Origin of the sequence: Candidatus Sodalis sp. SoCistrobi, from assembly GCF_900143145.1 — a bacterium.
In the GTDB taxonomy this organism is placed as follows: Bacteria; Pseudomonadota; Gammaproteobacteria; order Enterobacterales; family Enterobacteriaceae; genus SoCistrobi.
On sequence record NZ_FRDB01000321.1, the window covers coordinates 1 to 2321 of the forward strand.

Here is a 2321-nt window from a genome sequence, read left to right on the forward strand (position 1 = left end):
CATAGGTATCTACACATTTATCGTGATACCTGTTATTACTTTGCAGAATGATTTCAACCTATCTGTTGGCGGGATTGACTCTCGCCTTACCCGCCGATATCAGACGCTGGTTAAACAGCATATGACGCCCGCGGCTCTTCTTGCTTCTGCGGTTAAAGACCTCGCAAGTGCTCAAAAATCAACTTTCGCAACTACCCAAGCTGTCTGGCGTTTTCTGAATAATAAGCGAATTAGCTTCAGTCAACTCAATGAGCCAATTATTTCGCTAGCACTTGAGCAAATTTCGCTTAGCCCGCATCCATACGCTCTCGTTGTTCATGATTGGTCACGTTTACAATTTCTTTACCATCATGCCAAATACGGACGCTTAAAAATGACGCACGGTGGCGATGTTGGATATGAACTTCAAAGCAGCTTGCTGGTTGATGCTGGCACGGGTTTGCCAATAGCGCCTCTATCTCAGACACTTACCGATGCAACCGGTTGTCATTCAACGTTGGCGGAAGGACTGTCCGAACGGCAGACACATATGGACGCCTTGACGACCGATATTGCCCGTGTGGAATCGCTTAATATAGGTAAAAAGCTGATTCATATAATTGATAGAGAGGGTGACTCTATTGGACATATGCGGACGTTGAGTACTCAAGGAATATGCTGGCTTATCCGAGGAAAAGAAGGACATGGTGCAGAGTGGCAAGGTAATTCATTGAAAATTGGTGAGATTGCTGCTCTTCTGCCATACAACGGATGCGGACAGGTAGACTGGAAAGGGAAAAAAGCTGATATGGAAATCAGTGAAACCTCGATAGTCATAACCCGAGCTGCGCAGCAGAAGCGTAAAGATAAAGAAACCGGCCGCCGCATAAAAATCCAACCTGGAGAGCCTCTGACGGTCAGATTGGTTGTTGTTCGGCTTACGGATGATCTCGGTAATGTGGTGGGACGCTGGACGCTGCTTACAAACGTTTGCAGCGAGATCACCTGCGAGGAAGTAGCTCGTTGGTATTACTGGCGCTGGAATATTGAATCATTTTTTAAGTTGCTGAAAGGTGCCGGACATGACGTAGAAACATGGCTTCAGCGCAGCGCGCCAGCCGTACTACGCAGGTTGTTAATAGCCAGTATGGCTGCTGTTCTGGTATGGCGGCTGCAACGCGCTGAAGGAGAAGAAAATGCGGCAGCCCGCCAGCTGATATGTCGCTTGTCAGGACGACAGCAAAAGCGAGGCCGCAGAGAGAGCGCTCCTGCTCTGCTCGCTGGCCTATCCATCTTGTTGAATACACTAAAATTATTATCGGAATATAGTCTGGAAGAACTTACTCATTTAGCGAGAGTTGCTCTTAAGCCTCCTCCCTGATGTGTAGATACCTATGCTCTAAAGGCGCGCAGAGCGCAAAACAAACCGTAGCCCAGCAGTAACGCCAGTAGCGCCAGTAGCGCCAGGCCGATGGCGCCGCCTTTGTACAGCGTGCCGAGGTAAACGCTGTGAGCGGTGCTGATGTGCGTGCCATCGTAATTGATGAAATTCAACTCGTGATTGAAACCCAATCCCAACCAGGGCCGCAGACCCACTTCCGCCAGAACATGGTGCCAGATACTGATGCGCAAACCTGATTCATTGCTCATGCTCTCAAAACGCATCAACAACAGATCGCCGACCGGGGTAAAGATCAGCATGAGCGCCGCCAGCAGCATCAGCAGCGCGCCAAGCCATAACGCGCTGGGGGCGGGTCGCCGCCAGCGCAGCGTTGCCAGTACGACCAGCACCAGAGCCAGTAAAGGACCGCGGCTTTGCGTCATTACCAGCATCACCGCCGGGATGACCGCCAGCAGGAGATAGGTGACGCGGCGCCGTTCCCGGGCAATGATCATGCTCAACATAATAGCGATGGCGCAATAGCCGGCCAGGTCAATCACATTGTCGGGTCCGGGATTGAAATCGGAGACTTTGCGCAGATAAATGACTTTACTGGCGTCGGTGGCGAGGGTAAACACCGACAGCACGGTAACGCCGGCGATCGCCGCGAACATTACCCTATGACGACTGGAATTTTGCAGCGCCAGCGAGCCGAGTAACGTGAAGATAAGCAGGTAAACGCCGTGGGTCAGCGTGGAGACGGTTTCCCCCGCGTCGCCGCCCCAAATGTTACTAAGGGAAAAATAGACCGCAACCACTAATATCAGGCCTAACCCACCTCGTTATACACAAGTCCGCAACGACTTATATGCCAAGGGTTAGCGGGCTGAAATAGGCAGCCGGTGGGGTTGTAAATGAAGTGAAACCGACGTGTACTATCGCCATTTACGGCGCTGAAAAA

General features: G+C 51.2%; 2 protein-coding genes. One reads left to right on the plus strand and one right to left on the minus strand.

The window, feature by feature from the left end; translation table 11 throughout:
• Positions 1 to 1360: flagellar biosynthesis protein FlhF (locus CINSTRO3249_RS15185; RefSeq protein WP_254304262.1), on the plus strand; the 1360-nt coding region annotated here is incomplete at its 5' end.
• Between the two features lie 11 nt (positions 1361 to 1371).
• Here CINSTRO3249_RS15185 and CINSTRO3249_RS15190 read toward each other — a convergent pair.
• Positions 1372 to 2178 (minus strand): O-antigen ligase family protein, encoded by an 807-nt coding sequence (locus tag CINSTRO3249_RS15190; RefSeq protein ID WP_074013842.1) that lies wholly within the window; start codon positions 2176 to 2178, stop codon positions 1372 to 1374.
• Positions 2179 to 2321 lie beyond the last annotated feature (143 nt).